Source organism: Streptomyces sp. CA-210063 (assembly GCF_024612015.1).
Taxonomy (GTDB): Bacteria; Actinomycetota; Actinomycetes; order Streptomycetales; family Streptomycetaceae; genus Streptomyces.
In genome coordinates, this window is record NZ_CP102512.1 from 4,508,781 (window position 1) to 4,534,529 (window position 25,749).

The 25,749-nt window shown below is 68.1% G+C and carries 18 protein-coding genes and 3 pseudogenes; 7 read left to right on the forward strand and 14 right to left on the reverse strand.

Annotated features, from left to right (window positions below):
* Positions 1–2: 2 nt before the first annotated feature.
* Positions 3–482, forward strand: a complete 480-nt coding sequence (locus JIX56_RS19310) for a MarR family winged helix-turn-helix transcriptional regulator (RefSeq protein ID WP_257542326.1) — start codon at positions 3–5, stop codon at positions 480–482.
* A gap of 279 nt (positions 483–761) precedes the next feature.
* Here JIX56_RS19310 and JIX56_RS19315 read toward each other — a convergent pair whose 3' ends face one another.
* Positions 762–2,120, reverse strand: coding sequence for a protein kinase domain-containing protein (locus JIX56_RS19315; RefSeq protein ID WP_306819862.1), 1,359 nt, complete (start codon positions 2,118–2,120; stop codon positions 762–764).
* 362 nt (positions 2,121–2,482) lie between these two features.
* Here JIX56_RS19315 and JIX56_RS19320 point away from each other — a divergent pair, with 362 nt between their 5' ends.
* On the forward strand, positions 2,483–2,785 hold the full coding sequence (locus JIX56_RS19320) for a hypothetical protein (RefSeq protein WP_257542328.1): 303 nt from the start codon (positions 2,483–2,485) through the stop codon (positions 2,783–2,785).
* On the opposite strand, the gene JIX56_RS19325 is transcribed toward JIX56_RS19320, so the two are convergent.
* Positions 2,736–5,495: a tetratricopeptide repeat protein gene (locus tag JIX56_RS19325; protein ID WP_257542330.1), complete on the reverse strand. Its 2,760-nt coding sequence runs from the start codon at positions 5,493–5,495 to the stop codon at positions 2,736–2,738. The two genes, JIX56_RS19320 and JIX56_RS19325, sit on opposite strands and share 50 nt — an antisense overlap.
* A gap of 249 nt (positions 5,496–5,744) precedes the next feature.
* Here JIX56_RS19325 and JIX56_RS19330 point away from each other — a divergent pair, with 249 nt between their 5' ends.
* Complete coding sequence (locus JIX56_RS19330) at positions 5,745–6,107, forward strand: hypothetical protein (RefSeq protein WP_257542332.1); 363 nt, start codon at positions 5,745–5,747, stop codon at positions 6,105–6,107.
* Positions 6,108–6,185: 78 nt separating this feature from the next.
* Here the strand turns inward: JIX56_RS19330 and JIX56_RS19335 are convergent, their stop codons facing one another.
* Positions 6,186–6,419 (reverse strand): helix-turn-helix domain-containing protein, encoded by a 234-nt coding sequence (locus JIX56_RS19335; protein WP_257542334.1) that lies wholly within the window; start codon positions 6,417–6,419, stop codon positions 6,186–6,188.
* Here JIX56_RS19335 and JIX56_RS19340 point away from each other — a divergent pair.
* Both JIX56_RS19340 and JIX56_RS19345 read left to right on the forward strand, forming a co-directional pair.
* Positions 6,366–6,590 (forward strand): annotated as a pseudogene (locus tag JIX56_RS19340) (diaminopimelate decarboxylase); the annotation flags it as partial. The gene JIX56_RS19335 and the pseudogene JIX56_RS19340 overlap by 54 nt on opposite strands.
* A gap of 600 nt (positions 6,591–7,190) precedes the next feature.
* Positions 7,191–7,745 (forward strand): Uma2 family endonuclease, encoded by a 555-nt coding sequence (locus JIX56_RS19345; RefSeq protein WP_257542336.1) that lies wholly within the window; start codon positions 7,191–7,193, stop codon positions 7,743–7,745.
* Between the two features lie 141 nt (positions 7,746–7,886).
* Here JIX56_RS19345 and JIX56_RS19350 read toward each other — a convergent pair whose 3' ends face one another.
* From JIX56_RS19350 to JIX56_RS19365, 4 genes and pseudogenes are all read right to left on the reverse strand, one after another.
* Entirely contained in the window at positions 7,887–8,147 is a 261-nt protein-coding gene (locus tag JIX56_RS19350) for a DUF2399 domain-containing protein (protein WP_306819943.1), read from the reverse strand.
* A complete protein-coding gene (locus JIX56_RS19355) occupies positions 8,060–9,382 on the reverse strand; it encodes a hypothetical protein (protein ID WP_257542338.1) in 1,323 nt (440 codons plus the stop codon). Before JIX56_RS19355 ends, JIX56_RS19350 begins: the two co-directional genes overlap by 88 nt.
* A 150-nt stretch (positions 9,383–9,532) precedes the next feature.
* Positions 9,533–9,907: a hypothetical protein gene (locus tag JIX56_RS19360; protein ID WP_257542340.1), complete on the reverse strand. Its 375-nt coding sequence runs from the start codon at positions 9,905–9,907 to the stop codon at positions 9,533–9,535.
* A 39-nt stretch (positions 9,908–9,946) separates the two neighbouring features.
* A pseudogene (locus tag JIX56_RS19365) lies at positions 9,947–10,315 on the reverse strand (ATP-binding protein); the annotation flags it as partial.
* Positions 10,316–11,567: 1,252 nt separating this feature from the next.
* Here JIX56_RS19365 and JIX56_RS48040 point away from each other — a divergent pair.
* Complete coding sequence (locus JIX56_RS48040) at positions 11,568–12,026, forward strand: transposase (RefSeq protein ID WP_443032057.1); 459 nt, start codon at positions 11,568–11,570, stop codon at positions 12,024–12,026.
* Here JIX56_RS48040 and JIX56_RS19370 read toward each other — a convergent pair.
* The 6 genes from JIX56_RS19370 to JIX56_RS19395 all read right to left on the reverse strand — a co-directional run bounded on the left by JIX56_RS19370 (position 12,011) and on the right by JIX56_RS19395 (position 25,061).
* On the reverse strand, positions 12,011–12,379 hold the full coding sequence (locus JIX56_RS19370) for a hypothetical protein (RefSeq protein ID WP_257542342.1): 369 nt from the start codon (positions 12,377–12,379) through the stop codon (positions 12,011–12,013). The genes JIX56_RS48040 and JIX56_RS19370 overlap by 16 nt on opposite strands.
* Positions 12,380–12,429: 50 nt before the next feature.
* Positions 12,430–12,741 (reverse strand): hypothetical protein, encoded by a 312-nt coding sequence (locus tag JIX56_RS19375; protein ID WP_257542344.1) that lies wholly within the window; start codon positions 12,739–12,741, stop codon positions 12,430–12,432.
* 23 nt (positions 12,742–12,764) lie between these two features.
* Positions 12,765–13,196 carry a hypothetical protein gene (locus tag JIX56_RS19380; RefSeq protein ID WP_257542346.1) on the reverse strand — a complete coding sequence of 144 codons (432 nt, stop codon included), beginning with the start codon at positions 13,194–13,196 and terminating at the stop codon, positions 12,765–12,767.
* Positions 13,197–13,221: 25 nt separating this feature from the next.
* Positions 13,222–19,806, reverse strand: a complete 6,585-nt coding sequence (locus tag JIX56_RS19385) for an RHS repeat-associated core domain-containing protein (RefSeq protein WP_257542348.1) — start codon at positions 19,804–19,806, stop codon at positions 13,222–13,224.
* A 70-nt stretch (positions 19,807–19,876) separates the two neighbouring features.
* A complete protein-coding gene (locus tag JIX56_RS19390; RefSeq protein WP_257542350.1) occupies positions 19,877–23,587 on the reverse strand; it encodes a LamG domain-containing protein in 3,711 nt (1,236 codons plus the stop codon).
* 1,282 nt (positions 23,588–24,869) lie between these two features.
* The gene (locus JIX56_RS19395; protein ID WP_257542352.1) at positions 24,870–25,061 is read right to left on the reverse strand and encodes a hypothetical protein; all 192 of its coding nucleotides are present in this window, start codon (positions 25,059–25,061) and stop codon (positions 24,870–24,872) included.
* On the opposite strand from JIX56_RS19395, the pseudogene JIX56_RS19400 reads away from it, so the two are divergent.
* A pseudogene (locus tag JIX56_RS19400) lies at positions 25,061–25,153 on the forward strand (integrase core domain-containing protein); the annotation flags it as partial. The gene JIX56_RS19395 and the pseudogene JIX56_RS19400 sit on opposite strands and share 1 nt — an antisense overlap.
* A gap of 348 nt (positions 25,154–25,501) precedes the next feature.
* On the opposite strand, the gene JIX56_RS19405 reads toward JIX56_RS19400, so the two are convergent.
* On the reverse strand, positions 25,502–25,738 hold the full coding sequence (locus JIX56_RS19405) for a hypothetical protein (RefSeq protein WP_257551556.1): 237 nt from the start codon (positions 25,736–25,738) through the stop codon (positions 25,502–25,504).
* Positions 25,739–25,749: the final 11 nt, after the last annotated feature.

The window sequence follows — 25,749 nt, forward strand, 5'->3', positions numbered from 1 at the left end:
CCATGCACGCCCCCACACCCCGCACCCCCACCACGGCCGACGAGGGCCCGATGAGCTACGCGATCTTCCAGCTCGCCCGCGCTCACCGGGCCCGCGCCGCCGCCATGCTCCGCGAGATGGACCTGCATCCCGGACAGGAACTGCTGCTGATGCAACTCCTGGACCGGGACGGCCAGACCCAGTCCGAGCTGCTCGAAAGCGTCGGCCTGGACCACTCCACCGTCTCCAAGTCCCTGCGCCGCATGCAGGACGCCGGCCTGCTCATCCGCGAGCCGGCCGAACACGACCGGCGCGTCATGGTCGTCCACCTCACCGACAAGGGCCGTGCCATGCGCGAGCCCCTGGCAGCCATGTGGCGGGCCCTGGAGGAGACCTCCGCGCGGAACCTGTCCGCGCAGCAGGCAGAGTCCTTCGTCCGCACCGCCTACGCCATCGCCGACGCGATCAACAGCCGCGCTCTTCCGCAAGAAGAGTCCGAGTAACTCCCCTCGCCCCGCACCCGGGTTCCGGCCCGGAGTGCGAATCGTTTCCGGCGTTCCCGCGCAGTGGACCGTGCTGCCCGGTGCGCCGAGCCGGCGGATGTGACGGGCCCTCAGCTCACCCCCGTACGTCCCGGAGAACGATGAGCGGGGCTTCAGCGTCAGGGGCAAGCGCGCGCTGTCCCGGTGGAAGCAGGACGGCTCGGGGGGCAGGGCAGCACCCCCGCGGGCCGACGAGCCCCTTACCCGTCGTCGGCCGGCCGCACCTCGAGGACGGCCGCATCACCCGCGCCCGAATCGCCTTGCGTACAGGTTGCCGTCCTGGCTCCCGACGAACACCACACCGCCCGCCACGGCCGGCGACGAGCCCACGGCGCCGCCCGTGCGGAACAGCCACCGCTGCTCGCCGGGGGCAGCGGAACCTCTGCCACGAATCTTCCAGCCGACGAAGCCGAGTCCTGCGGCGGTGGTGCCGCCGAGGCCGAGCAGGGTCCGTCTGCGGGTGATCCCGGCCGGGCGTGCCCCAGCGTTCGGGGGCGGCCGGGACGGGAGCCGCGCCGCGGGCGGCGGGAGGTCGACGTCGCGCTGTTCCCCCGGCCGGGCCGGTGCCGGTCGCTCCGGCGGGGCGGCACCGGGTTCCGCCGGCACCGGCTCTGTGGGCGGGGGCTGGGACGCCTCGGGCGATGCGGTTGGTGGGGCCGGGGGCGGCGGTGCGGCGAGGGTGCGCGAGTGTACGGTCGCGGCGACCGGCTCGGGGAGCCAGCCGGGCTCGGTGACTGTCCGGGTCGACGCAGTCGGCGTGGATGCCGGTGGGACGGTCGGCCGGTCGCCGGAGGTGTCGGCCAACTGGTGCAGCAACGTGGTCACCGTGGGCCGCCGGCCGGGCTCCTTGGCCAGGCAGCGGACCACCAGGGTCCGTAGGTCTGGCGGGAGTTGGTGCAGGTCGGGTTCTTCGTACACGACGCGGAAACTGAGGGCGTGCGCCGAGCCGGTCCCGAACGGCCCGGCCCCGGTCGCGGTGAAGGCCAGTACCGCACCCAGGGCGAAGACATCGCTCGCCGGTCCGACCGGCTTGCCGGTCAGCTGTTCGGGGGACATGAACCCCGGCGTGCCCACGACCGTGCCGGTGCTGGTGAGCGCGCTGGCCTCGCCCGCCACCGAGATCCCGAAATCGATGACTCGCGGTCCGTCCGCGGCGAGCAGGATGTTCGACGGTTTGAGGTCCCGATGAACCACGCCGGCCGCGTGGATGACCTCAAGTGCCTCGGCCAGCCCCGCCCCGAGTGCGAACACCGCGGCCTGCGGCCACGGTCCGTGCGCTGCCACGGCATCACCCAGCGGGACCCCGGGCACGTACACCGTCGCCAGCCATGCCGGTGATCCGTCCGGATCGGCGTCGACCACGCCCGCGGTGAACGCCCCGTTCACCCGGCGGGCGGCGGCCACCTCCCGGGCGAACCGGCGCCGGAAGCCGGCGTCCTCGGCCAGCTCCGGGCGTACGACCTTCACCGCCACGAGGCGTCCGCCGGGCGAGCGCCCCAGGTACACCCGGCCCATCCCGCCCGCGCCCAGCCGGGCCACGATCCGGTACCGCCCCACCTGCTCCGGATCCCCTGCCTCCAGTGCCTCGAACGGCTCCACCCGACAACCCCCCGCCACGTCCCCACGCCCCAACGGCCTCACGGGCTGCCGCTGTCGAGATCCCACACCATCCCCCACACACGCACAACTGGCTCCGGCGGCACGACCCGACGCAGCCGACGGCCCGCCCGAACCCGCACGCACCCAGCCTTCCGCAACACGCGGTGGCACCCCAGCGCCGACCGGGGGCACCCGGCCTCCCGCACCGGGCCGGAGCGGGGACCGCGATCCCACTCCTGACCTGGTCCGATGTAGGTGCCGACGGGTTCGGCGAGGGACAGCGAACGGGCCCCGGCGCTAGGTTCGGCAGCCTCACGGCACGGCAGCGGCACCCTTCCGGCCGCCGCCATCAGGGAGGCATCATGCGCAGGACCATGTCCGTGGTGGGCGTACTCATGATCGTGGTGGGTGTCGCGCTCGCCGTGGTGAGCCTGCTGACGTATGCGAACAAGGACGAGCGGCAGTGGGCCGAACATCGTCTCCATGACCTCCAGCACTCACCCGAGGAGGAGGCGCGGGCGACGGAGTACCTTCTGAGCGTCCAGGACCGCGAGCGTCTCAACATCGAGGTGGCGATCGGCGGCACGGTCGCGGCCGTGGCGGGGGGCGCGATGGTCAGGACTGTCCGTCGGCGGGGGCCCGCGGCGCCTTCTCCGTCGCGTTGAGGTCCTGCGGGACCGTGACGGCCGGTTCCCGTGCCCACCGCGTCAGCAGTTGGCCGGCCTCCCGGGTACGGGGATGGTTGGCGCCCTGGACCCGGATCATGTCGGCCAGCAGGGTGGTGAGCCGGTCTGCGGCGGTGGCGTGGTCACCGCCGCGGTACAGGAGTTCGGCCTGCTGCTGCCGGGCCCGCAGGGTGCGCGGGTGGTCGGCGCCGAGGACCCGTTCCAAGGTCTGCCGGAGCCGCTCCAGTCGGCCCGTCGCGACGGCGGTGTCGCCGGCGACGCCACGCCAGAAGGCCAGGTTGACCTGGTAGGTCAGGGTGGTGGGGTGCTCGGCGCCCAGCGCGAGTTCGGCGTCGTCGGCCGCTGTGTCGAACTGCTCGATCGCACCGTCGAGGTCGCCGGCGATCGCGTGCCAGTAGGCGAGGTTGTGCCGGGCGACGAGGGTCTCGGGGTGCAACCGGCCGACGACCGAGGCCAAGCCGTCCACCGCCCGCTGATAGGTAGTGACAGCCAGCCGCACGTCACCCGTCTCCCCGATCCACCGGCTGAGGTCGGTGAGGACCTTCAACGTCGCCGGATGCCGGGGCCCGAGGCCCCGCTCCAGTTCCCGGGCGATCGAGGCGTACGCGTCGCGAGCGCCGTGGGCGTCCCCGGAGAGTCCGCGGCACAGCGCGACGTATTCGTCGGCGGCGGTCACCAGCGGGTCACCGGCGCCGAGCGTCGCCCGCGCCTCGGCGGCCAGGGTGACGAAGTCGGCCAGCGCGGCGTCGATGAGGCCCGACTCCATCCGGAAGCGCGCCTCGTGCAGCCGGATGGACAGCGTGTCCGGATCCGCGCTGCCGAGACTGTCCTCCGCCTCGCGCCTGATCTCCGCCAGTGACCGGACGGCCGCCGTGGTGTCCCCGAGGTCGCCCTCGGCCTGGGCCGCCTGCGAACGCAGCGTCAGGACGTCCCGGTGGCCGTCGCCCAGCCGCCGCCGGGCCTGGTCGGCCAGGCCCCGGGCCATGTCCCGGGCCGCGGCAGGACGGCCCAGAGCGGTCAGATGCGGCCCGAACCGGCGGAGCAGGGGATGCAGGCCGCCGCCGTGCCAGAGGTGACCGCCGGCATTCGCCAGCAGCACTTCGGCGCTGCGGTAGAGGGCGCTCTCCGTCTCCGGTTCGCAGTCCGGCGCGGACCACACCTCCTCCAGCGCGTCGGCCGCGGCCGTGGCAAGCCGTTCGCGGCGGTCGGCCGGTACACCGTCGCGGATCGCGCGCTGGACGAGGGAATGCACCTCGACGACCGCCGCGCCGGCAGGTCCGTGGTGGGTGACCAGACTCAACCGGTGCAGTGCCCGCAACGCCAGCAGGGCGCCGCGTTGCGGGACGGGGTCACCGCCGAGCCAGTCGCGCGCCGCCGGACCGAGCAGTACCGCGTCGGGAATGCCGTCGGGCGCGAACATCGAGATCAGTTCGAGCATGGCACGGGCGGCCCCGGGCGATGCCAGCGACTCCGCCCGCCCGAGGGCGAGTTGCAGGGTGCTCGTCACCGTGCCGCCGTGCCCGTCCGCGGGGGAGGAGAGCGGGAGCAGACCGGCGACGCTCTCCCGCCGGTCGGCCAGAAGGCTCAGGTACGTGGGCAGGTCCATGCCGGTGTCGATGAGGAAGGCTGCCGCCTGGGAAAGGGCGAGTGGAAAGTGGCCGAGGGCTGCCGCAAGGGTCGCCAGATTCTCGCGACGGTGCGCCGGGGGCCCGTGGTGCCCGGCGGCCGGGCCCAGGTCGAGCAGCAGCCGGTCGGCCAGGTAAGCGGTGGCCTCGTCGGCGGTGAAGACGCCGACGGCAATCACCCGGACCCCCGGGCGCAGCAGTGTGGCGTCCCTCCTGCGAGTGGCCAGGACGGTCCGGCCGGCGTCACCGGCAGGCCAGAGTCCGGCCAGTTCGCCGGGGTCGTCGATGTCGTCGAGGACCACGAGCCAGGGAGTGGCGGTTGATCTCAGCCAGGCCAGGAACAGGTCGGCCTGGGTCTCGTCGTCCCCGCCAGAGTCGGTGCCGGGCGCGGGGGCTTCCCCCGCGATGCTCGCGATGCGCGCCCCGGACAGCGCCCGCCACGCGCGGGCGTAACTGCCCAGAACCGACAGGCGGTCGCCGGCGGGCACCCAGAGAAGGACCTCGGCCCACTGCTTGGCGCGGTGGAACGCCGCCGAAGCCAGTTGTGACTTGCCGACGCCGCCCGCGCCCGTGAGCAGGATCTGCCGGACGGATGCGTCTCGCATGCCCGCGTCGATGCTCTCGGCCAACCGGTCACGCCTGCGCAGCGCGGCGGCATCACTCGGCGGCCGGCCGATCACGATCCGCGCCCGCGTCCCGGCCTGCGTCTGAGACAGCGACTGCGCCCGCTGTCCCGGGACGGGGCTGCTCCGGTACTCCCGCGCCGCGCGCCACAGCCGCTGCCACTGCGCCACGCTGGGCTGCGCGGCGGGCGCGCCTCCCGCCGCCTTCTCCACGGTGTGCACCAAAGCCATGACGGCTTCGAACTGACGGGGCACGGACTGCCCGTTGAGCCATTCACCAAGCCTGCGCGCGTTCACCGCGACCCGGCGCCCGGACGGCAGCGCCACCGCGCTGGCCCGCCGGGCCAGGGTCTCGTCCGACACGTCCGGCAGTCGCCGACGGAGCCGGGTCAGCGCCGCCGCGAAGATCAGCCTGGGATCATCGGTTTCACGATCGTCCACCCGTGTCTCCCCCACCCACCACGCTGGTCGCCCGAGTCTATGCGCCGCCTCCCCCGGTCCGGCCCGCAACGGGGACCGGTTTGCCGCCGGAGCAGCCTCCGTTGACCTGTTCGGACAGCCCGCGCCGACGGCCTGGGACGGTCACCGGCGCCGCATCGCCCGTACCGTGGACCTGCTGTTGTGGAGCGTTGGAGCCAGGTCACGAGAAGAAGGGCCCTCCCATTGGCCGTTGAACGCGCTTATCCCGAAATGATCCGCGACGAGCAGTACGTGCGGTCCTTCAATGGCTGGCAGGGCTACGCGCATGTGCGGGCATGGCGGCCGGCACCGGATCAAGTGACTGTCATGCTCAGTGGCCTGGGCGGCGGTTGCACTCTGAAGAAGTTGCTTCCCTTGCTGCGCGACGAGTACCCGGACCACGCGGTGGAATTCTTCTTCCACATGCCCTCGGACTGGGCGGCACTGGGGTACTACGCAGCACTGACGGTGGGTGCCGACGGCACAGTCGTCCAAACGCGTATGGCTGGAGACACGCTGGCCGCGCGCCTCGGACCCACCCTGTACGCGACCGAGGACCCGGACGACGAGTCGTGGGGCTGGGGCGGCGCCTGAGTCACAAACGCCGTCTACGCGCGGCTTCGCGGCACCCAGGACCGGACATTTGCACCGACCCGAAGGACATGAGCGGGCTCAGCGGTGGATGAGGCGTAGCTGCAGCCACAGCGAGAGCCTGTCGTCGGGGTCGTCCAGCGAGATGTCGAAAAGTTCGGCGGTGCGGCGCAGCCGGTAGCGCAGGGTGTTGGTGTGCACACCCAGCCGGGTCGCGGCTTCGGCGACGTTGCCGACGGCGTCGAGCCATGCGAGGACGCCGCGTACGTTGAATACACCAAGACCTCCGGCGGACGCCCGATCGCGATCACCCACGCGGGTGCCCAGGTGGCCACACGGACGGTGTTCATGCCCGAGGCCTGGCCGCTGCGGATCACCGCACATGACCCCGCCGGCTCCCTCAAGGCCGGGGAATCCGTACCCCAGGACATCGCAGGCCCCTGCTGCTTCGCGGGCGACCTGGTCGCCCAGGCCCGTCCGCTGCCCAGGGGTTCCTCTGAGCCGCCTTCGGGATTCGAACCCGAGACCTACGCATTACGAGACCGTGAGCGTTCGTGCCGCGTGATGCCTGGCGGTACTGCTGAGTGACGTTTTGCCTGATCAGAGCACGTGCGGCAGGTTGACCCGTGCCACCCGATGCTGCACGGTCCGAAGGCGTCCGGCCACCGGCCGGCCACCGGGAAGGCCACCACTGATGGCAAGAAGCAGGAGCACCGGGATTGTAGGGCTCCACAGCCCCTTCTTACCCGTGCCGGGTCTCCCGCAGGTCGCTCCTGAGACGGCCCCATCCAGCTCGGTCGGTGCAGACCTCGCCGGTTGGATGTTCCCGAGACCGTCCTTCAGCTCGATTGGGCACTGCCCATCGCGAAGTTTCAGGTCCCGGGTCTGGGGTGCGGAGGGTTCGGGATACTCGTGCTGGTCGCGGGCGGATGACTTTGGTGAAGATCGTCGGGCACCGGGAGACGTCGCGGTTCGTCAGGAGCGACACAGCCCTCACCAGGGAGGTCACCCGCCTCGGATCGGTACGTACCCACGGGATGGCACTGTCCGCCGTATCATGACGGCACGCGGGAAGGAGCACCGTCAATGAGCGTCGACGCGATCGTGCACACCGAGTTCCCCAGGGGTTACACGGTCCTGTTCGGGGCCGACGGAAAGGTGATCATGACTCCGCAGAGTGAGGAGCATTCAAGCACCATCAGGTCGATGCAGATCGACTCGGCGGCCGCCCTCGGCCGTCATGCGAAGGTCACCTCCGACGTCTACATCGACTTCCCGGCCGACGAGAACTCAGCCCCCGACCTGGCCATCCTGCGCGAGGACGCGCGCCGGGAGAGCAAGCGCTACAGCTTCGAAGACGTCCTGCTGATCTCGGAGGTCGTCTCCACCTCCTCGGCGCGCAAGGACTACGACGACTGCACGGCGAAGTACGGCCGCTACGGCATCCCCGTCTACCTGGTCGTGGACCCTTACGCCCGGGAAGTCGTCCTGCACACCGAACCCACCGCGAGCGGCTACAGCACCGCGCACACACGCGCGTACGGAACGGGCAAGCTCCCCATCGCGCTGGCCGACGGCCGCACCTTCACCCTCGACCTCGACGAACTTCCGGTGCCCGAACCGGACACCGACACACGCTGAAAGCCGCCCTCCGAGGAACGCGGGGTAACGAAAGCGATCGAACTGATCTCGTCCACGGGCTCGGGTACCGGCGCCGGCGCTCCGGTGCATGCGCTTCGACGGGCTCCGGTCGACGGATCGAGTCGGCCACCTGACGCCGGTTCAGGCACGAGTGAGGTCGGACAGGAGTGCGGGCAGGAGGCGTTCCTCCATGACCGTGCTGCCCGACGCCTCCATCGCGAGGGCCAGTCCGGGGTCCCAGGGGCTGGCCGCGGGCGGTCCCGCGAGCGGTGTGGACCCGCCCTTGCCGAGTGCCGCCGTGTAGTCGGCGGCGGTCATCCGCCAGGGTCGGGCGCCGTGTCGGGCCATGGCGTTCGCGGTGATCCGCAGGCCGGCCCAGTCGAAGTCGGCGCGCCAGTGCAGCCGGGCTCCCGCGTGTACGGCGTCGCCGAGTTCTGGTCCACTCCATCACCGACGTATCCCGCAGGGGGACTCAGCGAGGAACTGGACGGCTGTGCCGCATCCACCCAACTGCCGTCGCTGTTCTTCACGTCGATGTCGAAGTACGCCCGCAGGGACGCCCCGCTCTCGCCGCCGGAGACTGTTTGCGGCGTCGCCGCAAGGTTCGGTGTGGGGTCCGACCACATGGTCGGGGCAGAAGCGCTCTTCGAACACACCTGCCCCGTACCGGTTTCAAGCCCGTATTCAGTAGGGACGGCCGGTTTTCCGACATACGTCACGACGAGAACGGCATCGTCATCGAACCGCTTCCAGGCGATCGGATCCGACTCGTCCTTGGCCTTCAGCATCAGCGTCAGCTTCGAGAACTTTCCATCGGCGAAGGCCTTGACCGTCGGGGTCAGATTCTCATCGGCCTCTTCCCCGTTGTCCTTGAACCTGATCTCCGCCCGTGGCTGCGACGGATCACAGGCACTCCCACGGCCCGCTGACACGTATTTGTCGCCCATCTGGTCCCAGGACTTGTCAGCCCTCGGCCCTTTCGGCCCCGGCCAGGTCGACGTCTTGGTGATCTCGTTGGTCCGTTCAAGGTCGACCCAGCGGGCATCGCGCGAGAACGACCACGTCTCCGTCACTCTGAACTCAGCGTCCAGGACGTGCTTGCCCTTCAGCTTGTCGGGCTTGAACTCGAAGTACATGCGGTTGGTGTAAGCACTGCCGGTGGTGCAGTAGTAGATATAGCCACCGATGACGGCAGAAGCGCACCGGCCGACGCTCATACCGTTGTCGCCGCCGGAGAAGTTGTAGAACGAGTCTCCGTCGGAAGACAGGACGGTCCGCTCAGACTCGTTCAGTTCCACTGGCGGATCGATGTACAAAGGGAGTTCATCACCCGTCGTCTTCTGGATGAGGGCAGCGTCCGGCGTGACGACGACCGTGTCCTCGGTCACCTTGGTGTCCATCACCGCCGCCTCGTCGCCCGCGCCCGGGCCCGCGAGGGGATCACCTTCCTCCGTCGGCCCTGCCGGAAACTTCTCGGCATCCCGCGAAGTCTCTTCCTGACGAGGCTGGGTCGCGAGCCGGGAGCCGACTGTCTGGGCGCTCAATCCCTCGGAAGCTGCTGAGTCGCCAGCCGAGTTCCACATCCGGGCGGATGGGGAACGGAAGACGACCTGACCGTTGCCGTCCCGAGCCTCCATGCTGCCCGCCGCACCCTCACTTATCCGAAGGCCCTCGACACTCAGCGAGTACTCAAGGGATGCGAGCGCCGGATCAGTGGCCGCCTCCTGTCGACGGTCGCGTAATTCCCCACCCAGTTGTTCACGCAATTCCCCAGGTGGTGCCGCGGTTCAGCGGTCGATGGACCACGCAGCGTGAGGTGGCGGGGCACCCGTGGTCAGGATGTAGTGAACGACCTGGAGTGCCTCCGTGAGGGGCAGGGTGTCCGCGTCGGGATACTCGTCGTGTTGCCCGTTTGCCAGGACGAAGCCTTTACTGGAGCCGCTCGCGCCCGGGTCCACTGCGTGCTCGCCTGGATCGTCCTCGCTGTCCAGGAGCATGACCATGGCCCGCTCGGTGTTGCTGATGAGGGCCAGTGACCGGCCGGACGAACTGGTCAGCCATGTCTCGAGTTGTCCGGCGTTGATCCGTTCCCGAAGCATCTCGATCGCCGCTGCCGGTGATGTCGGCGCGGTGTCATCGGCGAAGGCCCAGGACTCGATCATGTGCTCGACCTTCTCACAGTGGGGTGTGAGAAGGTCGATCTAGCTGGTCGGTGGCTTGTCCGTCGGATTCTTGGGCCGCTTGTTGGGCCGGTAGCTGGGGCCGTTCATGATCACCTGGTGGCTGGCGTTGATCAGCCGGTCCAGCAGTGATTCGGCGACGACCGGGTTGGGGAAGAGGGGATACCAGTCGCTGGGCGCCCTGTTGCTGGTGATGATCAGTGACCGGCCCTGCCGCTCGGAGACGAGTTCGTAGAGGTCGTCGGCCTGGGACGCGGTCAGCTGGCGCATGGCGAAGTCGTCGAGGATGAGCAGGTCGGGGCGGATGAGTTCGCGCATGCGCTTGTCCCAGGTGCGGTCCGCGTGACCGCCGGCGAGCTCGCTGAGGATGCGGCTGGTCTTGCTGAAGCGTCGCGGCACGTGGTGTGCTCAACGAATGCTGGCGGTAGCCGTCGTCCACCAACTTTTGTGGATTGCAGGGTGCCGAACGGCCCCGCTGAGCGATCATGCGGGCACCTACGGCGGGGCGGCACGCACTCGCGGCCGCGAAGGCATTGGCGAGCTGGACCAGTTTGTCCAATCGAAGGAACAGGACGTCACGCTCTCGCTGACACGGCGACGAGGGAGCGCGCGCTGCCCTCGCTCTGCAGGCGACGGCCTCGACTGCGCCGCACTCACAGGCCACCGCCGAGCACACCCGCGAACTAGGGCTCGACCAGCGACAAGCCCTCGCCGGCAGCGACGATGTGGCGCACCTGGCCATATCGATGGCAGGGAGGAGCACGGCGCCGCGATCGTCGCGCTCACGACGAACTCGACCGGGCGCAGTCGGTCGAACAGGACCGGGGAGTGCGTGGCGAAAATGTACCGGCCACGTTCGCTCGCCCCACGGAAGCGTTCGACGAGGATTCCAGGGCGTGCCAGTGCAGGCCGTGGTCGATCTCCTCGATGCAGGTGGGCGCCAGTGGGTTGGGATCGTCAAGGAGGGTAAGCGGGCCGAGTAGGCGGAGGGCGCCGTAGCAAGCGCCCCCTCCGTCGTCGCCACCGGCAGACACCCAGCTGCGCCCGAACGGGACCGGGTCCAGATGCGACACCGCCAGCGACACGACGCCGCCCGCTTCCCTTGCGAACAGGCACAGGCGGAGTGAGCCGATCCTGCGATTGTCGAGATCGCATAACTTTCCTGAGTCAGCGGCAGCGCTGACCTGCGCACCGTCTGCACGATCGCTGCACGCGCGGCCACCAACTGGCCACCACCTCGAACCAGGTGAACCGGACAGGCCTACGCCAACGAGAGAAAGCCCAAGTCACAGCCCCGAGAGGCGCAAGAGGCACTGGCCGTCAACCTCAGACCTACGCATTGCCATGCATAGACCACAGGTGTCCATTTTGACCGAATCCCAAGGTCAACAGAATCAAAGAACCCCAGGTCAAAGGCCTGACCTGGGGTTCACCATGGAGCCGCCTTCGGGATTCGAACCCGAGACCTACGCATTACGAGAACACTAGTGATCGTGACGCGGGGTGTCGCACTGTGCCGCCGGTTCCAGTTTTTGCTGATCAGAACACGTGCGGCGTTCTGGCCTATCCTGTCGCGTCCATCTGGTCCAAAGGCGTCCGGCCTCCCCCTGGCCTCCCTCCTGGCCTCCGATGGGTGTTCACCATGGCACCGGGGCTGCCCGGGGGAGCCTGTGGGCAAGATCCTCCGCCTCAGCGCCAGACTGTAGGAAGTCGACATAGGCGCTGCTCGGAACCCGGCGCTCCAGCAGATGTCGGGCTGGGAGACGGGCGGGGAGCCATAGCCGATGACGGTATCGACGATGGCCGGAGAATCGGCCCCACTTCACCTCAGCCTGGTGCTGCCGCCTGCCCACTGACGCATCGATTCTCGGATGAGTGGTGGGACGGCATCGAGAGCTACCTGACCAGTGGGATCACCAACGCCGCCCCCGAAGGCCTCAATCACCCCATCAAGCCCAAAGCGCGCAGCGCCTTCGGCTTCAGGAACCTTGCCAGCCAGCGCCTGCGCTCACGCTGTGCGACTACCGACCGGAGCCGACGAGAAGCACACAGCAGCGACCGCACCACGGCACTGGCTCGGCTTGCTTACGACGTTGAATGAGGCACATAGCCACCGTCACGGCGGCGCTCAAGGTAGTCCACGCCCCACCCGATGAATCCGTCTTCGTCGTCCACCACACATGGCCACCGCTCGCACATCGCGGTCACAACAGCGTCTGCGACCCCTATCGTCCGATAGTCGATGACAAAGCCGTTCCAAGTTCCGATGAGTCCCTCTATAACAGCAAGCTCATCCGGCTCGTACTCCCTCTCCAGCTCAACATCCAAGTTTGGTCCAATCCACGCCACAGACCCGTCATGCAACACGGTCAGCCGACCGTCTTGGAAATCCACACCGATCCCGCTGGCGAGCAGCTGGTCTCGGACTTCCTCGACCGTCACCTCGCGCGACACACATACGATCAGTGAATTCACGGCGCAACCACTGCCTGCAGACGAATCGTCTAGAACGGCCCAAGGTACTGGTGTTGTTCGTCGGTGGGAGCCACATGAACGCCAGCCGCGCGGACCTGCCACTCGACCACTTCGTGCGTGACCAGAAAGAGGCCCTGTACGCCGGCTTCGTCCACATCCGCCAGCGACAGAGCAGCCATTTCCAGCAACTTGTCGCGCAGCCCGAGAATATCCCCTTCTTGGAGGTCTCCACCATAGAAAAGGTATGCGTCCAGTTGAACAAACGGGCAGGACATCCCCACCTTCCGGAATAGCGGCCGCAGCGGCTTGCCTTGCCGGATGCCACTCACGTTCGACGACAAACGCTCCCGGAACAGAGCATTCCTCAGATGGAATCTCGAGCTTCAACTTCCGAAAGACCCATCGATTCAAACAGAGGAATCAGTCGCGCCATATACCAGCCGATGTCACAAAATCGAGAAGAACCTGGTAGAAGCTTGGGATTTACCCCAATTACACAGGATATCGAAGTTCTCCCCGGATGAAATAGGAAATCTCCACCAGAGTCCACTTCAGGGAAAAATAGCGTGATTCCCACTACGCGATCCCTCCATCGCGACTCCCCCATTTTGAAGATGACTTCGTTCAGCCGACTGTCCTCCAGTCTCTTCCAGTCGAACATCCCATCTTCGTCGATCAGATACGCAACCTCACCTTCCATCGAAGGTCTCATTCCCGCCTCAAGCAGAGCACCGAGAGCCGCCGAAACATCAATTGCACCATCGAACGTGAAGTCAATATCTACAGTTCTTGCCACGAACTCACACCCCCGCGACCAGAAGTCACCTTGAAACCACTTCCCACGGAATACCCTTCTTGGTCAGCCAATTAGCAATCGGTTCGGGAATTTCATTCTCGGAAATTATCTTGTAGTCGACCCCACGCTCGCCGGCGATCCCAGCCTTCTGCCCCTCAGTGGAGTAGAATTTGCTCAGCCGCTTGGGGTTCTTGAGTGTATTTTCAAAGAAGCTGCCCGACTTCGCCTCATACCAAGTACCCTTTCCAGTCGATTGGTCTACATATGCCCCATCGAATTGACGCCCCTTCTCGGAGAACCCTCCCCCTCCACCAAGCTTCTCCTGCAGGAACCCTTCGTACGCATCACCATATTCTTGCGCTGCTCGTCCTCTACTCGCTTCATCGGCTTCTCGGAGAGCTTTACCCAACCCGTCGTTGATCCGCCCGATCCCATCGGCCGTGCCTCCCGCGCCGACGCCGACCATGGCCACGCCACCCGCGACGGCGGGGGCGCCGGCGACGCAGCCGACGCCAGTGAGGCAGATCGCGGAGCCGCCGATGATGGTCTCTCCCCCGATGCCCATCAGAGCCATGCTTCCGGCGGTCTCGGCGGCGCCCCACCAGATGTCGGGCTGGGAGAAGATCGCGGAGCCGTAGTCCACGACCGCGTCCTCGACGGCCGACAGCCAGCCCCACTTCGGGCCGCTGACACTGTTCCTCTTGGTGGGAACGCTGGTGGTCGTGCCGGTGCTGCTGGTGCTGGCGGTGCCCTTGGAGGGGTTGACCGTGCCGGTCTTCGGGTCGTAGCCGACGGACTTCTGCGTCTTGGAGTCGCAGTTCGCGAGGGAGTACAGGCAGGAGTTGGGCGGCGAACCGATCTCCAGACCGGTGGGGTCGGACCAGGTCGCCGGGTTGTTGTTGCCGTAGGTGTAACCGTTCAGCGACTGGTGCTGGTCCAGACTGAGCAGCGGGTCGACGCTGATGAACCGGCCGGTGACGGGGTCGTACTCACGGGCGCCCAAATGGGTCATGCCGGTGGAGGAGTCGGCGGAGGCGCCGAGGAATGCCTTGTCGTCGGGCCAGGTGCCGGTGCCACCGGTGCGCTGGGCGCCGAACGGGGTGGTGTAGCGCTTGGTGACGGCCTGGGTGGCGGCGTCCACGGCCAGGCTGCTGGTGCCGTGGTGGTCCGCGGCCAGCCAGGTCAGTGTCGACACACCGGACTTGTTGCTGCGCAGGGCGACGATGGATCCCGCGCCGCGGTAGTAGCGCTGGGCCCAGTACTTCGCGGTCGAGCCCGAGGCGTCGAGGTGGACCTCTGTGGCGCCCAAGTACAGCACCGTCTCACCGCCGGTGTTACGCCGGATCAACAGGCTGCCGTCGGCGTCGTAGACGTGGCTGGTGGTGCTCGCGCCCTCCTTCACCGTGTCGAGCCGGCTCTCCGCGGACCACGTGAGAGCCTGGCTCGCGGTGCCGTCCGGGCGGGTCGTGGTGTTGCCGGTGCTGTCATAGACGTAGGCGGCCGTGACGCCGGTGCAGCTGGAGCCGGTGGTGGTGGCGGCCAGCCGGTGGACCTTCGTGGAGTCGTAGCAGTAGGTCCGGGTGGTGGTCGCACTCGTGGTGTGCGTGGTCTCTGTGGCGCGCAGGCCGGAGTTCTTGTAGGTGTACGACGTCCAGTACGGGGCGGCGCCGCCCAGGTTGTCCGTCGTACGGCCGGAGGAGGCGCAGTCCGCCGTCGACGGGGTCCAGGACTCCACCAAACGGCGGTGGCCGTCGTAGGTGAAGCACTGGTAGTCCGCCTTGCCGGTGCCACCCAGGGTGGTCGGGTCGGAGATGGCGGTGACGTTGCCTGCGTCGTCGTAGCCGTAGTTCAGTTCCTGAAGCTTGTAGGCGTGGGTGTCGTCGGTGACCGAGGAACGGGTCAGGCGGTCGGTGCCCTCCTCGTACACGTTGCTGACGTACGCCTTCTTGGTACCCGCCGCCGCGGAAGTGCCCAGAGTGAGCACCTCGGGCTGGCCGAGCGCGGAGTAGCTGGTGCCCAGCAGGTAATCACTGGCGCCGCTGGTCCGGGTGTTCAGCCCCAGGTCGTCGTACTCGTAGTCGACGGTCTCTCCCGCGAGGCCGCCCGCGGCGGGCTCGCTGGTGTACTGCTGGGTTCCGTCGATGTTGTAGTACGTGGAAAAGGTCAGTGTCGAGCCCACGGCCTTCGAGGTGACCAGCGAGTCACTGGAGGGCAGGACGAGTTGGGTGGTGGTGGCCCGGTACATGCTGTCGTAGACCGTCACCTTGCGGGTGTAAGCACTGCCGGAGACACCGCCGACGTAGCGGGTGGAGGAGTCCAGCTGGCCCTTGGCGAGCGTGTCGTACGCGTAGGCCGTGAGCTTGTTCGCGTCGACCTGCTCCTCCGTAGTGGAGGTCAGGTCGGCGCTGGCGGTCGCGGACCAGGTGCCGGTGGGGCGACCGAGCACGTCATAGGCGGTGATCGTGACCCGGCCGGCCGCGTCCTTGGTCCAGGAGACCTGGTCCAGGCTGGTGTAGCCGGTGGTCGCCGTGCCCTTGTCCGGGTCGGTGGCGGACGTCTGACGACCGTACAAGTCGTAACCATAGGACCAGCTGCTGTCCGGGCCGGTGATGGTGGACTGCTTGCCGTCACGGGTGTACGTGAACTTCGTGGAGGTGTAGGACGCGCCCACGCCCGCCCCGTAACCGGTGTCGGCGGGGCTCGTACCGGCGTACTCGCGGGTCTCGACCGTGCGCCCCAGGGCGTCCACGATAGTCCGGGTCGCCGAGCCGCCGGCGACGGCGGTGGTCGCGGTGGAGTCACCCGTGTACGTGTTGCTGTTGCTCCATTTCTGCACGCCGTACACGTAGAAGGTGCTGCTCACCGGCCGCTCGGCGCCGTCGAAGACGATCGCGGTCTGCTTGGGGGCGCGGCCGTACTCGGCACGGGTGTAGGTGCCGTTCGGGGTGGACGTCGTGTCGAAGACGTCGGCATACGTCTCGTAGGCCAGGCCGCGGCTGTCGTAGCGAGTGTCGGTGAGCAGCCGTCCGCCCTGCGGAGTGGGGGTCTGGATCTGGAGCGGGCGCAGCAGCGAGTCGTAGATCTGGTAGTTGGTGTTGTACGTGGTGCCGTCGGCCTTGAGGGAGGAGGTCGAGGACCAGGACGGGGCATCGTCGGTGACGGAGTAGGCGTAGGTGTGGTTGGCGCTGTAGCCGCCGGAGCGGGAGCGGTTGGGCAGCCAGGTCGCGGTGGCGCGGCCGAGGGCGTCGTACGTCGTCTCGGTGATCTTGTTGTTGACGTCGTAGACCTTGGTCGGCAGGCCCCGGGCGTAGTCGCTGTAGGTGAAGATGCTCTGCGACTTGGCGTTGGTGACCTTTGCCCTGGTCAGCGGGCCGGCCGCGACGGGGACGTAGGACGTGGTGCTGGTGTTGCCGGCCGTGTCGGCGACAGAGGCGACCCGGCCCAAAGCGTCGTATGTGGTCCGGCTGAGGGTCTGCCAGCTCGACGGGTTGCGCTCGCCGTTCGTCGCCGCGGCCGGGTAGGCGGAGGCGCGGCCGGTCCAGGTGGCCTCGCCGAGTGTCGGCGTCTGGGACGCCGTCCAGGCGGTCGTGGTGGCCGGGCCGTCGTACACGGTGGCGGTATCGGACAACACATCGCCACGAGTGGCGCTGTTGGTCGGCAGGGACAGGTCGGTCTCGGCGGTCGAGCAGGCCCGGCCGACCACCCGCTTGCGGGTGACCAGGGAGTTGATGCCCACGTCGGGGTTGGCGGCGTACCAGGTGCGGGTGCAGGTCTCGTCGCCGGTGACGGCGGTGTCGCCCGCGTCGTACACCTTCAGCGGATTGCCGTAGTCGTCCCACTCGGTGGTGGCGGAGGTGCGCGTGCGCCATTCTGCCTTCGCCGTCAGGTAGGTGTGGGTGAAGGTCTTGTCGGTGCGGACGTAGTACGCCTCGGCGTCGGCGTAGGACTTGTGCTGGGTGGCGGTACGGCGGGACCAGGGGTCGTTGACGGTGACCGAGATCGGGGTCGAGCCGTCGTAGGTGATCTGCTCGCGCAGGAACCCCGCGTACGCGTCGCTGTCGGTCTGGTCGGCCACGTCCAGACCCGCGACGTCGATACCGGCGACCGAGACGGACCGGGTGGCGGTGGTGTCCTTGCGTTTGTCGCCGTCCATGCCCTGCAGGTAGAGGGAGACGGTCTTGGTCTGGGTCTTGCCCGCGATGCCCTTGGTGGCGGTCACCTTGCCGTAGCCGCGCCAGACGGACCAGGTGCGCTCGTCCTCCGGGGTCAGCGGATTGTCGTTGTGGTGCCAGGCGGGGTCGGCGTAGCTGTAGGTGTTCTCGGTGCCTTCGTTCTTGCCGGTCGGGTCGGCGGTGCCGACGGCGGTGACCCGGTACTTGTGGAACCAGTCGAGGGAGGCGTCCTCGGCCCCGTTGATGTTCCAGTACTGCGGGTAGCAGGACTTCGAGTTGTCGTCCTCGGCGGCCGGCATGTTGGAACCGCGCACGCACTCCGGGCCGGAGAGGGTGACGGTGGTGATGGCGCCCGTCTCGGAGGTGACCGTCCTCATACGGGGCCGGGTCAGGGGCAGGATGTCGTCGGTGGCGTCGACCCGGTTGGGGCGCATCTCGTAGGTGAAGGTCACCGGGTCGAGCGCGATGTCGGTGCCGTTCTTCCCGGTGTGCCGGACCGACTTCAGGGTCAGGGTCTGGTCGGAGGTGTCGCCGATGTCGCCGCCGTCCAGGTACTCCTGGGTCAGGTCCCAGCTGTCGACGGCGGTGAAGGCGCTCGCCGTGGCCGACCAGGCGTGTGTGGTGACGTTGGTCAGGCGCTTGCGGGTGAAGAAGGCCGGGCTGACCGCGTCGCAGTCGGCGCCCGAGGCGCACACCGAGTCGTAGGGGACGTCCGGCCAATTGTCGGCGGTGGAGTCCTTCAGCTCGGAGCAGTCGGAGGCGGTGCAGCGCTCGGCGTAGGAGAAGGTGACCTTGTCGGAGGTCACGCCGGAGAACAGGGTGTCCTTGTCCTGGCCGTAGAGGATCTTGGTGAGGTAGCCACCGCGGGTGTACTTGGTGGTGGCGGTGTCGGCGTCGTTCTTGGCGTAGTAGTTGCTCTCCGGCGTGTACCAGTACGTCATGGCGTTGCCGTGCGTGTCCACGACGTAGTCCAGGTTCCAGCGCCAGGCCTGCGTCACGGACCGGTCGGCGAAGGCGGAGCCCTGGTCGTAGCCGGGCTCGCCGGAGTCGTCGCCGTAGACCGGAACCGTCCACACGGAGTCGGTGGCGTCATCGGTACCCGCACCGGGGAGCTTGTTGAGGCCGAAGGTGTACTTGGTGCCGTCGCCGGTGGTCACCGTCCAGTACTCGCCGTTGCCGTCGCCGTTGTCGGCTCCGGTGGAGTGGGTGACGGTGGAGGCGTCATCGGAGCTCAGCCGCCAGACACCGGTCGTGTCGTCCTTGATCAGCTCGTTGGACTTGCCGTTGAGGACGATGGAGGCGTTGTCGTACTTCCAGCACAGGTCGTACTTGTCGTCCTGCCCGTCCTTTTCACAGGAACCGTAGGAGCGCTCCACGTAGGACGCGGCGGACAGATCGAAGCCCTCGCCGACCTGGCTGCCCTGGTTGTTCGTCGAGGCGGTCCTGCCGTCGATGCTGCCGGAGTCGTACGACAGCGACACGTTCGGCTTCGGCCCCGCCGCAGCCGGCGGTACGGCCATGTCGTACGACCACGTGAACGCGCCCGACGAGCCGCCCGCCTCCCAGGTGGAGGAGGACGAGAGAGGGCTCGCGGTGTAGTCGCCGGAGCCGGAGGTGGACGCGCCCGTGGTGGCGACCAGGGCCAGGACGGTTGCCGCGGAGGAGTCGGTCGCGGCGGCAGCGGTGGTGACCGAGGAGAAGCTCGCCGGGGTCACCACGCTGGACGCTTCCGCCCTGCTCGACGCCGTACCCGTTGACGTCCCCGTCAGAGCGACCTCCGCGGAAACCGTCCTGCCCGAAACGTCATTGTGGGAGTCGAGCGGGGTGCGCTCACGGCAGGCCGGCTTGTCCGGGGTGGTCAGGGCACAGGCCGGGAGGCGGTAGAGACGCAGGCGACCCGCCCAGTCACCACCGTACGCGGAGGCGAAGGCCGAGTAGTCGACGCCGATCTCCGCGGTGCCCGGCTCGGCGGCCGTCGCCGTCAGGAGTACACCCTTGACACCGGCGGCCTTCGTCTTCTTCCGGTCCAGGACCTCGATCCGGGTGCTGTCGGAGGTGTTGGCGAGCGTCACGGGGAGCCCGCCGGCAGTCAGCCGGGAGGCCTTGCCCTTCCCGGCGGGCTTCGCACTCGCCGCACCGGCCTTCGGCCACGTCGCGGTCTGCTGCGTCGTGGCCTGCCGGGCCTGTTCGGCGTTCTCCTTGCCGACCGCGGCCACCCGGGCCCGAGCCTGCTTGGCACCCAGGCCGGTGACCGCGTAGACCTCGGAGGCCTCCTGCTTCGGTGCGTCGGGGCGGCCCAGGCCGCTGCCTGCGGCCTGGACCGGCCCGGCCAGGGCGGTCGGCGCAACGACCGCCAACACGAGCGTCGGCAGCAGGACGCGTCCGAGGCCGCCGCTGCCCCGGCGGGCACGCAGACGGGCACGTATACCGGCGCTCATGACAGGACTCCCCTGGTGATCACGACGGACTTGGAACGGACGGACGGAGAACGAGAGTTGGAGCGGGCGGTCAGGCACCGGCGATACCGACGGTGTCGCTGATCTGCTGCTGACCGGACATCGCCCCGGCCCAGATCCGCACATCGGTCACCCGGCCCGCGAGGTAGTGCGCCCAGGCGGAGTCCACGAAGCCCTTGCCGACCGCGAAGTCGGCGGAACCGGCCACGGCCGTGTAGGCGAGGTCGGAGCCGTTCTGGTTGGCGCCGATGTACAGGCCGATGGTGTCGGTGTACGCGTCGAACACACCGGTCAGCTGCGTCACGCTGTTGCCGGAGACGACCGCGGCCTCGTCGGAGACCACCGCGGTCCAGCTGCCGTCGGCGTTGAGCCGACCGAAGTACCACTTGCCGACGGGAAGCTCCGTCTCGGTCTCCGGATCGAACTCGGTACCGGTTTTCTCGAACCACAGGCCCCACGAGGCGCCGTCGGTCCCGCGCTGACCGACGACCTGAGCGACGTAGCCATCGGCCTTCGCGCCCATGGCGGCTGAGTCCAGCTCCACCGCGGCCGTGACCGTGAACGAGCCGGACTCGTCGATCACCGGCCCGGCCGTGGTGGCCGCGTCGTCCGTGCCGTCGAGCACGATCGCCTCGCCGTCCAGGGTGGCCCCGCCGGTGAGCGTGAGGGACCGCCCGTAGCCGGAAGCTGTGTCGGACAGAGTGGTGCCACTGGCCCCGTCCGGATCCCAGGCTCCGACCAGCTCGACGTCCGCGTTGCCGTCCGCGTCAAGCAGCCGGGCTTCGGTGGCGACCTCGTCGTCGGTCAGCAGCCGCTGCCAGACCGCCACCTCGTCGACCCGGCCGCGCCAGTAGTTCTGGTAGGTGCCCGCGGTGTAGGCAACCCGACCGATCTGCAGCGCGCCGTCCGAGACCGTCGCGTCCGAGGTGGCGGGCAGACTCACAGGCCCTCCCTGGAGCCGTCCGTTGACGTAGAGGCGGATGGTCCGGTTCTCGGCGTCGTAGGAGCCCGCCACATGGGTCCACGTCTTCAGCGCCACTCCGGCAGCATCCGCGTTGGCACCCTGGTACTTGCGGACGCCGTTCTCGTACCAACTCCACAGGAACACCCACCGCTGAGCACCGGACGAGTAGTAGAGGGAGAAGCTGGAGCTGTCGCTGCCGGTCTGCGACAGGACGGTGCGGTAGGCGGACGAGTCCGTGAGGTACGCCCACGCCCCGACAGTGAACGAGGACTGGGTGTTCACGACCGACTCGGTGGTGGCCGCGTACCCGGACTGGCGCGTGGTGTCGGAGGTGTCGTTCAGCCAGAGCGAACGGTCGCCGTCGCCCCGGCGGGCCAGCGAGGACCAGCCCGCACCGGTGGTGTACAGCGTCGCCGGGTGCCGGGCGCCCTCGGTGGCGGTGTCGGCCGCCGTGGTCACGGCCGAGCCTGCGGCGGCGTCGTCGAAGTGCCAGCGGCCGACCGCGGTCTGCCCCTCGGCGACCTTGAACTCGACGATCGCCTTGCCGCCCCAGCCGTTGACGTCCTTGGCCCGGACCTGGAGCTGCTGCAGACCCGCCAGCCGTGGCGTGATCCACGGCTTGACCGTCTCGCCGACGATCGCCGTCGACCAGGTCTTGTCGGTGGCGAGTTTGTACTGATAGTGCGTGTTGGTGGTGTCACCGGCCGCCGGAGAGAAGGTGAACTGCGCCTTGGTGCCGGGTCCTCCGGCGGCTGCGCAGGCATCGGCGGTGCACTCGCTGTACGGGCTGCCGAAGCTGATCTTCGGAGCCTTGGGGGCGGTGGTATCGACCTTGAAGTAGCACCAGCCCTTCGTCGTCACCGTGCTGTTCGACTCCAGGTAGCTCGCATCGTCGTTGTACAACGACCGTGTGTGCACCCTCAACCGGTACAACGCGCCCTCGGAGAGCGTGATCGGCGACGGATAGGTCACCGCGACGTTGTCACCGACAGAGCCGCTGGTCGGCCGCACCGGCTCGGTCGCCACGTCCCAGCTGCCGTCGCTCTGCTTCCTCTGCACGAAGAAGTGCGCCCGCAGATGGGCTCCGCTCTCACCGCCCGCCGCGGTCTGCGGCCGCGCTGTCAACATCGGCGTCGGGTCCGCGATGATGTCCGGATCGCCGGCGTCGGTCTCACAGCTGATGCCGCTTCCCCGCACGATGCCGGCACTGGTCGGCACGGCGGGCAGACCGACGTACTTCACGGACAGCACAGCGTCGTCGTCGAACCGCTTCCAGCCGTTGGGGTCAGACTCGTCATCCGCCTTCAGCATCAGCGTGAGGCGGGAGAAGTCACCGGCGGCGAACTTCTTGACCGTCGAGGTCAGGTTCTCGTAGCTCTGCGCCGGGTCGTCGTTGAACTCGATCGGCGCGTCCGGCTGGTCCGGGTCGCACAGCGAGCCCCGCCCGGCGGCCACGGTACGGTCACCCATGACGTCCCAGTTCGACGTCGGGCCCGGCCAGTTGGTCGCGGAGGAGATATTGCCGGTGCGGACCAGCTCGACGACCGTCTTCTCGCAGGACATCGACCAGCGCTCGGTCACCCGGAACGTGGTGTCCAGCACGCGCTTGCCCGCCAGCTTGGTCGGCGCGAACTCGAAGTACATGCGCTGCTTGTAGCCGGAGCCGCAGTAGTAGGCGTAGCCGCCGGTGACGTACGTACCGCAGTAGCCGACGCCCTCGCCGTCGTCACCGCCGGAGAAGTTGTAGTAGGTGTCGCCGTCCGAGGACAGCACGGTGCGCTCGGACTCCTCCAGCGCCACATCGGGGTCGATATACAGCGGATAAACCGTGTCCTCGCCGGCCAGCAGCTCCGGGTCGGGCACGACCGCCACCGATTCTTCGGTCAGTTGCACGGGCAGCACGGCGGAGGCGTCACCCACGCCGGGCCCGTCGGCGGGATGGTCGGGAGAGGCTTCGCCGTCGCCGTCCTGGACGGGCTCGTCGTCACTGGCGGAGGCAAGTGACATGGTGGTCGTTCCACCGGTGCCGACGTCACCGGCCGAGTCCCACATCCGCGCGGCCGGGGAACGGAACACCGTGTTGCCGTCCTCGTCCACAGCGGCCAGCCCACCGCCCGTACGGCTGCTCACCGCCAGGCCCTCGGTCTCCAGCGAGAACTCGATCCTCTCGAGATCCGGGTTGGCCGCGGCCTCGGCGGACTTGACGATCAATACCTGCTTCACGCCCTCCACGGTGGCCGTCAGCCGCAGGTCGACTCCGGGAAGCACATCGGCGTAGGTGACGGCAGCGCCGTCCAGCGTGGGCTTCGGCAGGGTGCCGGGCCAGCCCAAGCTCAAAGACTTGCCGTCCTCGGCGAGAGTCACCAAGCCGTCGCCGTCACCACCGGCGGAGAAGGAGATATCGGCCACCGCCGCCTTCGGCCCGATCGAGCCGTCAGCCCGGCGCTCCAGAGTGGCATCCGGCGCGGCCCACGATCCGTCCTTGGTCGCCACCCGCACGGGGACGACGGACTGCTCCAGGGTGAACGAATAGCCGTCCGGGTTGGCGTACGTCGTGGAGTACTCCGCGCGCTCGCCGACAACCTCGACCTCCTCCCCGGAGGCCGCCGCCCGCTCCAGCGCCGTCGAAGCCTCGGACGCCGAAGAGGACTCCTGCGTGTCCGCCGACGCGGTCGGCGCGGTGACGACAAGCGCGGGCAGGACAGCCAGCAACACCACCGCAGCCGTCGCCGCGGAGAAGAAACGCTCCAGACAACCCGAGCGACCGTTCTCCAGGCAGCGCAAGCGATCCCCGCCCATACCCCCACCCCCGCTCACACGATCTTTACGAGCGGGGATGCAACCAGCCTTGAACGAACCCGGTCAAATGAAATCCAGATGAACTAACCACGCGCCTTAGGCAACTGACGTTACGTCAGCCACGAGGAGTCCGCCGTCCGAATTGGTCCGGATTCAAGACCGCGCCGAGCCTCCAAGAACGCCGACCGCCATACCCTCCGGCCAAAGCTCACTTCGACTCCAACCTCACACCTCTACGTCGGAGCGGTGTGAAGTTGGCGCTTCTCGACAAGAACAGAAGACCCCTGTGTTCGCGGTTTCCCCGTTCGCCCGGCCCTCTTTGGGTGCTCCACAACCGCCTCGGCCGCACCATCACTGCACCGATGGCCTCCCCTCGGCCTCCCCCTTCCCGAATCCCGGTCCGAAGCAGGCGATGATCCGCACAAACATGCAGGTCAACGTCCTACACGTCGCCAGAGTCACTGAGCACAGGAACCCCACAACCCATGCACGGGAATGCGTAGGTCAACAGGCGTTCCAAATCAGCGTTCCCATGGTCACGGAAAAGAAAAAACCCCAGGTCAAAGACTTGACCTGGGGTTCACCACAGAGCCGCCTTCGGGATTCGAACCCGAGACCTACGCATTACGAGACCATGAGTGATCGTGTTGCGTGGTACCTCGTCGTGCTGCCCGGTGATGTTCTGCCTGATCAGAGCACTTGCAACAGGTTGGCCCATGCCGCACCGTGATGCACCGTCCAAAGGCGTCTGTCCACCAACTGTCCACCGGTGGGGCTCTCGTCAGCCTGCCAGTGAGACTGCCGCTGGGCTGCCGGTGAAGCTGTCGAGCGGTCGGAAAGACGAGCAAAGGTCACTGTGGGACCTCGACAGCCATCCGCCAGTGGGTTCTCCACGGATGCTTCCCCGATAGCACCTCACCCTGGCCACTATCTGCCCGGTCCTGGCGCGGATGTGTTCCGCCGGGGTTGCCGTCGGGCTACGGCTTGATTCAGCCCAGGACGCCGATGTCGAGTCGCTGGCGGGCACAGGTGACGACGACGTGGGCGAGCCGGGCTTCAGCGGCGTCGAAGTCTCCGGGCAGGGGGTCACCGTTCTCGTCCGTCTCTTCTTGGTTGACCGGTTCGGTGAAGTCCTCGCCGATGCGGACGGAGGCCCATTTTCGGCCTCTGCCCTTGTGGGTGGTGGGGCCACGTTCTCAGCGTCCTGTTCGACCGGGAGTCTTGCAGGATAAGTGGTCCCCACGCCTCTGCTGTGGGTGTCTTTGCCCACGCAGGGGTTGGATCAGCCGTCGATGTCGGGGAAGGGCCGCCGGCCGACGGGGTCTCCATGTGCGTTGCGCGAGGAAGGTTCGGAGAGTGCCGCCTGGCGCAGGTGCTCGGCGAGCGCCGCGGTGGCCGTCGGCGAGGCTCGGTCCTTGACGCCCCAGGCCAGCAGATGGTGACGGCGGGCCCAGAGGTCCTGCAGTTCGCACACGTCCCCACCAAGGCATCGCAGACGCCCGCCCGCTGCACCCCCTGCCTCCGCCGATCACCGACCCGGACGCCATCGCCCACCTCGACATATGACGACGCGACCGCCTCGGCGGCACCCTCCACGAGTACCAGCATGCGGCCTGACCTGCACGGACGCGATTCTCGGCAGGGACAAGGTTGCCCGGTGCTCCTGCGTGATACCCCGTCCAAAGGCGGCTGTCCACACCGACAGGGTTGTCACCGGCCCACCAGCGAGAATGGAACTGGACTCCCGACGACGCCGTCGCCCGATCGGAGAATCGAACGGAAGCCGCTGTAGGATCTCCACAAGCACACCTTCTCCGAGGTTCCGGCACCCTGCCCTCCCCTGTACAGATGGTCGACGCCGTAGCCGCGAAGGAGCCGCGCCAGTTGACGCTCAGGTCAACACGGCCGACTGGGTCATTTCTCGTCGAGCCGTTCATCGAGGATCTCGGCAGCCCAGGCGCGCAACCGTCGGCGCATGTCCTCCACCTGGCCGCCATTGATGCCGTATACCTCGTACTCCCGGTCCGGCCAACGGTCGACCGCCCGCAGCGCTTGGGCGAAGTAACGCGGATCGAACCCGGCGTCGTGCTCCAACGCCAACTCCAGCAGTTGCCCACCCGAGTACCGTCCGGAGGCGAGCGCGGCATTCACGTGGCGCGGCC

Excerpts from the sequence above, each read along its gene's own strand:
- JIX56_RS19330 (WP_257542332.1), top strand. The coding sequence starts at position 5,745 with ATGATCCGCGACGAGCAGTACGTGCGGTCCTTCAATGGCTGGCAGGGC.
- JIX56_RS19360 (WP_257542340.1), bottom strand. The coding sequence starts at position 9,907 with ATGATCGAGTCCTGGGCCTTCGCCGATGACACCGCGCCGACATCACCG.
- JIX56_RS48040 (WP_443032057.1), top strand. The coding sequence starts at position 11,568 with ATGGCACCGGGGCTGCCCGGGGGAGCCTGTGGGCAAGATCCTCCGCCT.
- JIX56_RS19385 (WP_257542348.1), bottom strand. The coding sequence starts at position 19,806 with ATGAGCGCCGGTATACGTGCCCGTCTGCGTGCCCGCCGGGGCAGCGGC.
- JIX56_RS19390 (WP_257542350.1), bottom strand. The coding sequence starts at position 23,587 with ATGGGCGGGGATCGCTTGCGCTGCCTGGAGAACGGTCGCTCGGGTTGT.
- JIX56_RS19320 (WP_257542328.1), top strand. The coding sequence starts at position 2,483 with ATGCGCAGGACCATGTCCGTGGTGGGCGTACTCATGATCGTGGTGGGT.
- JIX56_RS19310 (WP_257542326.1), top strand. The coding sequence starts at position 3 with ATGCACGCCCCCACACCCCGCACCCCCACCACGGCCGACGAGGGCCCG.
- JIX56_RS19355 (WP_257542338.1), bottom strand. The coding sequence starts at position 9,382 with ATGGAGGCTCGGGACGGCAACGGTCAGGTCGTCTTCCGTTCCCCATCC.
- JIX56_RS19345 (WP_257542336.1), top strand. The coding sequence starts at position 7,191 with ATGAGCGTCGACGCGATCGTGCACACCGAGTTCCCCAGGGGTTACACG.